Source organism: Sphingobacterium shayense, from assembly GCF_013179575.1.
Classification (GTDB): Bacteria; Bacteroidota; Bacteroidia; order Sphingobacteriales; family Sphingobacteriaceae; genus Sphingobacterium; species Sphingobacterium shayense.
Genome location: NZ_JABMCQ010000029.1, coordinates 22,996 through 31,306, shown reverse-complemented (window position 1 = coordinate 31,306; position 8,311 = coordinate 22,996). Strand labels below are relative to the sequence as shown.

Annotated in this window: 6 protein-coding genes; all 6 read left to right on the top strand. The window is 46.4% G+C overall.

What is annotated here, in order from left to right:
* Window positions 1-2,430 (top strand): SusC/RagA family TonB-linked outer membrane protein (locus HP439_RS05635; protein WP_172389367.1); only part of this gene is annotated, 2,430 nt, incomplete at its 5' end.
* 10 nt (window positions 2,431-2,440) lie between these two features.
* A complete protein-coding gene (locus HP439_RS05630) occupies window positions 2,441-3,895 on the top strand; it encodes a RagB/SusD family nutrient uptake outer membrane protein (protein WP_172389366.1) in 1,455 nt (484 codons plus the stop codon).
* Between the two features lie 11 nt (window positions 3,896-3,906).
* Window positions 3,907-5,559: a sialidase family protein gene (locus HP439_RS05625; RefSeq protein ID WP_216657776.1), complete on the top strand. Its 1,653-nt coding sequence runs from the start codon at window positions 3,907-3,909 to the stop codon at window positions 5,557-5,559.
* A 28-nt stretch (window positions 5,560-5,587) separates the two neighbouring features.
* Window positions 5,588-6,295: a FadR/GntR family transcriptional regulator gene (locus HP439_RS05620; RefSeq protein ID WP_216657775.1), complete on the top strand. Its 708-nt coding sequence runs from the start codon at window positions 5,588-5,590 to the stop codon at window positions 6,293-6,295.
* Window positions 6,292-7,236 carry a dihydrodipicolinate synthase family protein gene (locus tag HP439_RS05615; protein ID WP_172389365.1) on the top strand — a complete coding sequence of 315 codons (945 nt, stop codon included), beginning with the start codon at window positions 6,292-6,294 and terminating at the stop codon, window positions 7,234-7,236. The genes HP439_RS05620 and HP439_RS05615 overlap by 4 nt, the downstream gene beginning before the upstream one ends.
* Window positions 7,212-8,294, top strand: coding sequence for a galactose oxidase (locus HP439_RS05610; protein ID WP_172389364.1), 1,083 nt, complete (start codon window positions 7,212-7,214; stop codon window positions 8,292-8,294). The genes HP439_RS05615 and HP439_RS05610 overlap by 25 nt, the downstream gene beginning before the upstream one ends.
* The last annotated feature ends 17 nt before the right edge of the window (window positions 8,295-8,311 follow it).

Genomic DNA, 8,311 nt, shown 5'->3' with positions numbered 1-8,311 from the left:
TACGCGTTTCAAAGCCCAGAATCGACAATCGACTTTATGAATGCTAGAGACTATATCGCTACCGTTAGACCGGCTGTTGCCGTCAGTCCCAACCCGCATTACAATTTTAATTCCGGTTATTCGGCCAGCAGTGGAAACGATGAGAGCTCAATATACTCAGGCCGGTATTTGGAAGCAGGCGAGGCTGTACCTGCAGGGTACAGCAGCATGCAGGATCCACTAGATCCCTCGAAAACGATCATTTTTCAGGACAACGATTACCAGTCATTACTGTTTAGAAACGCTTCCTGGCAAAATTACTATGTCGGCCTAGACGGTGGAAGCGAGACAGTCCGGTATGCCGGAAGTGCCGGATATACCGACGACAATGGCGTGGCTCTTGGAACAGATTATAGCCGGTTTACCGCAAGGGGCAAGGTGGATGTCAACATCAACAAAAAACTGACTTTCAACACCATGTTCGATTTTTCAAATACCTTGTCCTCAGAATTCGAGAACCAAAAGAATGTCATCGCCCGTGGGCTTGCAACACCGCCGACGCAGCTGGTGTACTACCCGAATGGCAAACCAACCCCAGGCTACAATGCCTCATCGCCAAACCCTGTGTGGTGGGACCATACCCGTGATATTCAAAACAAAGACAAGAGATTAGCATTATCTGGAGGTCTAGATTACAAGCTCTTTAACGACTTAAAAGCGCAGGTCAATGTATCTAATTTCTCTCATACCACCAACTACAGCTATTTTGAGAAAGCGCACGAATTTAGTGGACTGCGCACCACCAAGCAGAGCAACGGCCAACTAGATCGCTTGAAATTCGATGGTCTTTTAGACTACCATAAAGCGTTTACTGCCGATCACGATCTGACCGCTATGCTTGGTTATTCGTACCAACAGACTGATTTTTCAGAATTTTCGGCTGCGGTGAACGGCGCCAGTTCCGACAAGGTACCTTCCCTATCTGCCGGGCCGAACAAAACCGACGCTGATAGCGACAAATGGCGTCAAGTTTTAATTGGTTACTTCGGTCGGGCCAATTATAGCTACAAGGACCGTTACCTATTAATGGGAACGTTCCGCTACGACGGCTCCTCGCTATTCTCTGAGGATAACAGGTGGGGATTCTTTCCCGGCGTGTCAGCAGGGTGGATCATCTCGGAAGAAGATTTCTTCAAAAACCAAAACGCTATCAGCTACATGAAACTAAGAAGTAGTTTCGGCCAGACAGGAAATAACTCGATTGGTTTATACGATGCATTAGGCCGGTATGTCGCAGACACCCGCTATGACGGAAATGCTGGAATTCGGGCATCGATAATGCCTAACCGCGATTTAACGTGGGAAACATCTACGCAGTTCGATGCCGGGGTGGATTTTAACGTGTGGAATAATAGAATAAGTTTCCAGCTCGATTATTTTAACAAAACAACGGAGAATCTCCTATTCAGTATGGATTTACCCAACACCTCTGGCTTTTCCAATGTGCAGACTAATGTGGGGAAAGTCCGGTTTCATGGTTTTGATATCGAAATTGGCTCACAAAACATACAGACTGAAAACTTCAGCTGGACCTCTAGTCTTACTTGGAGCTTTGTAAAAAACAAGGTATTAGAGCTTCCGACAAACGGAAGAGAAAATAACCGCATCGGCGGCATTCAGCTAGCTGACGGAACAGCCTTCGGTGGAACAGCAGAAGGAGAACCACTCTATAGATACTACGGTTATCAGGTAGATCACATTCTTCAGAACCCAGAAGAAGCCGCCGGCGCATTGTACGATGAGTCAGCAAGAGGCTGGGATCCCACAGATGGCAAGAGCATCAAGGGCCGCAAACAGGCAGGGGATTACGAGTGGGTGGACCGAGATGGTGACGGTATAATCAGCAACAAAGATCAGTTCGAATTAGGAACAACCGTCCCTCATAGTACAGGCGGGCTACAAAACACCTTCACGTACAAGAGTTTTAGTTTGAACGTCTTTGTCGACTGGGCGCTAGGCCACAGCATTAACCATAACGCATACATGCGCTATTTCATGAACACGTTCGCCAATAACTACACCTTAGTGGACGCCGTAAAGGATACCTGGAAGCAGCCCGGTGATAACGCGCAATATGCCCGATTTACCGCGAACGACCCAGATGTCGGGAATTCCAATTTTTCCAGGACTTCCTCTGCATTCAACTTCAGAGGAGATTATTTAGCCCTTCGGGAGGTTACCTTCCTCTACAATTTACCGGCTAACTTATCCGAGGGAATAGGTGTTTCGGATCTACAACTGGCGGTCTCGGGTCAAAATTTAGCCTATTTCTGGGCAGGTTCCGGAAGGGGAATATCGCCTGAAGTAGGAGCTTCTTCGACCTACAGCGACAACTATTTTAATTATCCTGCCATCCGTAGATTCTCCCTTGGCATCAAATTAACCCTTTAATACTTTTATCATGAAAAGAGTTCTTTTTAATTCGATAATATTCATTCTGAGCTGCTCGATGTTACCTAGTTGCTCAGAAAAACTAGAAGTGGACCTAGAAAGTGCAATTACCGCTAACTCCATGTGGCAAGACGAGAGTGATGCTAAAGCAGCCATCTTTGGCGCTTACACCCGGATGCGGGAAGCATTCTCAACGTCCTATATTTACTGGGGAGAGTACCGAAGTGGTCTATGGGGTCCTGGTCTAGCAACCAATGCGGGCTATAGTAACACCTTCTCCAACCAGCTTAACAGCTCCCATGCCCAAGCAAACTGGAAAAACCTGTATACAACCATCAACGACTGTAACCTAATATTAAAGCATGTCCCCGAAATTGCATTTACCTCCGAGGAAGAAAAGAATAACGTCTTGGGGCAAGCCTATTATATACGGGGCTTTTGCTATTATTGGATTGCTAGAATATGGGGTGATGCGCCCGTTGTTCTAAGCGGATTCGAGTCAGGATCGCAGGACGATTTGTATCCTTCGCGCCAGCCGGCAGCGGACGTGTACGCGCAGGTAGAAAAAGATCTAGAGCAGGCAGGTTCTCTACTAGGTGAATCCGCGATTGGGCCACAAGTGGCTAGCATATCAGCTGTATACATCTTGCAGGCAGATTATTATCTTTGGATGAATAAAGTAAATAATTCCGGACCCCAGGCGCTCGGCAAAGCTAAAGCCGCGATTGATCAGCTTATCAGCAGCAACAATCACGCTTTGCTTCCAAACTTCGCTGATGTTTTTAGTAGCGAGCTGAATCCCGAGATTATTTTTTGCTGGCGAATGGTTACCGACGAAGCGACAGGTGGTTACCCTAGCGACTTCCTGGTTCCCTTGCAATATATATCGGCATCTGTAGTGGAAAACCCCGTAAAGGCTGGATCACACCAGCAGTGGATCTTCCTAACTGATTCCTACAAAGAGCTCCTCGAAGCAGAGGCGGACGATCAGCGGAGCCGCGTGAGTTTTGAAACGTTTTTCGATCCGGGTAAAAACGACACCTTCCAGTGGATAAACAAATACGCTGGCACCTGGGAAAATGGAACTCGGATTTTTAACGCAGATATCGTAGTCTATCGCTACGCCGATGCGTTGCTGCTTGGAGCAGAAATTGAAAATGCGTTAGGGAATACCAGCGCAGCCCTAGGTTATTTGAACAGTATTGCTAAACGTGCCTATGGCGTGGATAATAAATACAGCGCGTTATCAAAAACGGAAATCGATGAAGCCGTGCTGCTGGAAAGGAAACGTGAGTTTGTAGCTGAGGGGAAATTATGGTGGGACTTAATCCGAATGGGCGTCGTTTTTGAGCAGGTGGAATCGCTCGCCGACCAAAAAGATAAGCCTAACATTTTACTGTGGCCCGTACACGACAGTTCAATTAACACCAACCCGAATATTACCCAGACAGAAGGTTATAATTAAAAGAGTATCGTATGAAGAGTTTGAAGCACTTAATAGCCCTATTTATTTTTTCCTGTCTACTAGCGAGTCTCGGCTTCGCCGGCAATATAACCGTTACCTATTACCAGTTACCGCTGCTGGTAGGTGAAAAAAGCACGCCACTCATTCGGCTAAGTTTAATCGCCGATCAAAGTGACGTAGGTAAAACATTTTCCGATCTGCGTTTTTCATTTAAAGGAACAACGGACATAAAAAACATCCGTAATATTAAAATTTATTTGGCGCAAAGCGATTCTTCGATAATGCCGAAATTGAATCCTAGCCAAATGATCTTTGATCAGCCTGCCGGCGAGCTACAACATGAATTAAAGCTGGATTACAAGGTAGAAAAAGCCGGTGTCCACAACTTTTGGGTTACCCTAGGGATTGGGGAAAACGCGGACCTATTAAACAAAATCACACTCCAGTTACAATCGGCGAGGCTGGGCGGAAACGCTCTGAAGGGAAGCTATGCAGAGAAACGGGAGTACAGATTGGCGCTACCGATCCGCCAGCACATGCAAGACGGAGTACACACTTCACGCATTCCCGGACTTTCGACATCCAATGACGGAACCTTACTAGCGATTTATGACGCCCGGTATGAGAGTGCCCGCGATTTACAGGGACACATGGATATCGCTGTTCAGCGTAGCTTTGATAAAGGCCAGTCATGGGAGCCTATCCAGATAGCATTAGACATGAAGCAGTGGGGCGATCTCCCTGAGAAATTTAACGGAGTCTCCGATGCGGCAATTTTGGTGGATAAAAAATCCGGTGCTATCTTTATCGCTGGGCTCTGGTCGTATGGCGTGATAAACGATGAAGGAATTTGGGTGGAAGGCCTTACCGATACCAGCACCGTTTGGAATCACCAATGGAAGACAAAAGGATCCGGACCCGGTTTTGATGTCAAACAAACTTCACAATTTTTGATTACCAAAAGTACAGATGACGGTAAAACCTGGTCTGCGCCGGTTAACCTCACCCGGCAATGTAAAAAAGAAGAATGGTGGTTATGGGCTCCAGCGCCAGGACGTGGAATTACCATGGCAGATGGTACACTGGTATTTCCCTCTCAAGGTAGAGACGAGAACGGAGTCCCTTTTTCGAATATTACCTACAGTAAGGATGGGGGCAAGACTTGGCAAACTTCCAGCGCCGCAGTAGAAATAGACAAAGGAACAACAGAATGTGCAGTGGTGGAACTGCGACCAGGGGAGCTCATGTTAAACATGCGCGCCAACAGAAACAGAGGACTGCCAGTTCCAGATAATGGGAGAGCCATCGCTACAACAAAAGATTTTGGGAAAACATGGCAGCAGCACCACACTTCATTAAACACGCTTATCGAACCAACCTGTATGGCAAGTTTACATAAACACCGAGCGCCCGGTAACAAAGAAATTTTATTCTTTTGTAACCCCCATTCTACCAGCAAAAGAAACAATATTTCTGTCCAGGCGAGCTTCGATTACGGAGACAGCTGGGCCGAAAAGATCGTCTTATTAGATGAATGGTCCGGCAGAGGCTACTCCTGCATCACCTCCGTGGACGAACAGACGATTGGCGTAATTTATGAAGGAAGCCAGTCCGACATGGTATTTCAAAAGATTAAGGTCGACGAGTTTTATCAGAAAAAATAAATAGAGAAAGCAATATTAACAAACACAAATGGCAATAAAAGATTCGGAAATGGGTTTCAAACCTATCAAAACACTCTCCTTAACAGATTTAGTAGAGCTTAAATTGCGGGACTACCTGCAAGAGAAAAAGCTGGTAGTAGGAGACGGGCTGCCATCAGAAATGGAAATCGCAGAAGCGCTGGGCGTTAGCCGCAATATCCTCCGCGAAGCTTTAAGCCGCCTGCGGATGCTTGGAATCATCACCACTAAAAAGAAAATCGGCATGGTGCTGGCGCATCCCGATGTGCTGGGCAGCTTGGAAAAAGTTCTCCAACCGCAGCTTGTCGACGCTAGTACGCTACAAGATATCTTCGAGCTCCGATTGGTTCTGGAACTTGGGATGGCGGACTTGCTATTTATGCGGATTAATGACAACCATCTCCAAGAACTTGAAAAAATTGTCAAAAACGACGACAGAACGCTAACCACCTTTCGGATCAAAAATGAGATCGCCTTTCACGGTAAACTATATGAGATTACCGGTAACGAAACGCTAAAGCGCTTTCAGTCGATGCTAATGCCACTTTTTGATTATGTGCTTAAAATAGAAAAACGTGTGGTTACGCCTAAAGTAAGCCATGCCGATCTAGTAGAATTAATAAAAAAAGGAGACAAAGATGCTTTCAAAAAAGGTATGGAAGAACACCTTCGCCCCCATTTAGATGCCCTTGCTAATTTAAAAAACACCCATTCATGAAATTTAAATCTGCCCATAAAATAGACGGCTTAATAGCTGCTGCTTTCACCGCCTACCACGCCGACGGCTCAGTAAACTTCGAGTACATCCCTAAGCTTGTTGAACATCTGATCGACCAAGGAGTTAAAGGACTGTTTGTCTGCGGAACAAATGGTGAAGGTCTATCGCTGACCATCGCCGAAAGAAAAGCGATCGCGAAAAAATATGTTGAAACGGTCGATAAAAGAATAAGCGTTATCGTTCATGTTGGACACACCTCGATTCAGGATGCTAGGGAGCTCGCCAGGCACGCCGAAGAGGTAGGTGCAGATGCGATATCTTCTGTTTGTGCATTCTACTTCAAGCCTGCCACCGAAGATTTGCTTGTCGCTAGTTTAGCACAAATTGCCGGGGCAGCGTCGAGCCTTCCTTTTTACTATTACCATATTCCCCACATCACAGGCGTAAATATTTCATTAGCGTCCTTTATTCCGAAAATAGCTACCAACGCCTCAAACTTCGCAGGAGTGAAATTTACTTCCTCCGCCATTCACGAATATCAGGACGGGCTACAAATCTGTGCAGATGATTTTGATATGCTTTTCGGGTTTGATGAGCTTCTATTACCAGCGCTTTCCGTCGGTGCCCGGGCCGCCATCGGCAGTACCTACAATTATGCTGCACCGATTTACCTTCAGGTAATGCAGTACTTTAAAGACAACAAAGTTAAAGAAGCGCAAGACCTGCAGTATGAAGCTATAAAAATGATAAAACTAATCGTTAAATACGGTCCTATCCCTGCCCAGCGAGCCATTATGGATATGCTAGGGTTTTCGATGGAGAGCGCCCGTTTACCACTGGGTACACTATCATTAACGCAAACAGGCGAGCTCAAAAAAGAACTCGAAGATGCCCGTTTCTTTGAAACACTACAAAGATGTATAAATTCGCTAAAAAAATAGTCTTATTAATCACCTTAGCCCTACTGACTATTATGAATCTAGATGCGCAGGAAAAAAACGAAAAATGGGACCTCCTCGCCCCGATCCCTGATTCACTAGGTTTTGCAGGCAGCTACGCTGGTACACTCGCAGGCGGCTTAATCTATGCTGGTGGCGCCCAATTCAAACAAGGCACACCCCCCTGGCAGGGTGGCGTAAAAGTATGGACAGACCAAATTTACTTCCTGGAAAACCTGCACGGAACGTGGAAGCCGATAGGAAACCTCCCTAGGCCATTGGGATATGGAGCCTCCGCCAGCTACGATGGAAAGTTCTTTCTTGCTGGCGGCAGTGACGCCGCTAATCATTACCAAAATACTTACCAGCTTTCACTTGCCGGTGACCAGATCCAAATAAAGGAACTACCCAGCCTACCGGTAGCACTCGCCAACACCGCTTTCGCCCAACATGAAAACTATTGGTATGTACTGGGTGGACAAATAGCCCCTCTCGCGGAGCAGGCCTCTAGCAGGGTTTTCAGACTAGACTTATCAGCTCCCCAGAAGGGCTGGAAAGAATTACCCCCTTTTCCCGGCAAAGGGAGAATATTAGCAGTCGCAGCAGCGACGGCAGATAGTCTTTATATTTTCTCAGGCGCCTCACTAGAAAAAAGAGAACGAACCTACTTGTTAGACGGCTTCTGCTTCAATGGCCAGTCATGGAACAAAGCCGCCGATCTGGCTGCTCCCATCACAGCAGCTGCAAACCCGGGAATAGCAACGTCCGAGAATGAATTCGTATTTTTTTCTGGAGATGATGGGTCTCTAGCGAGTGCGGATTTAAGAGATAAACATCCTGGTTTTTCTAGGCAAGTGTTAACCTATTTTGTTTCCCAAGATAAGTGGGAAGTTACCGAATCTACCCCTCCTTTCTTAGCGGAAAAACAAGATGGCTCCAGGCTACCTATCCAAGCTCCGGTAACTACGACTGCGGTCTTATGGAAAGAAAATATCATCATCCCCGGCGGCGAAGTTCGGCCCGCCGTACGGACCAATCAAGTCCTTCGTTATAAACCTTAACCTTATAAATAAACCTA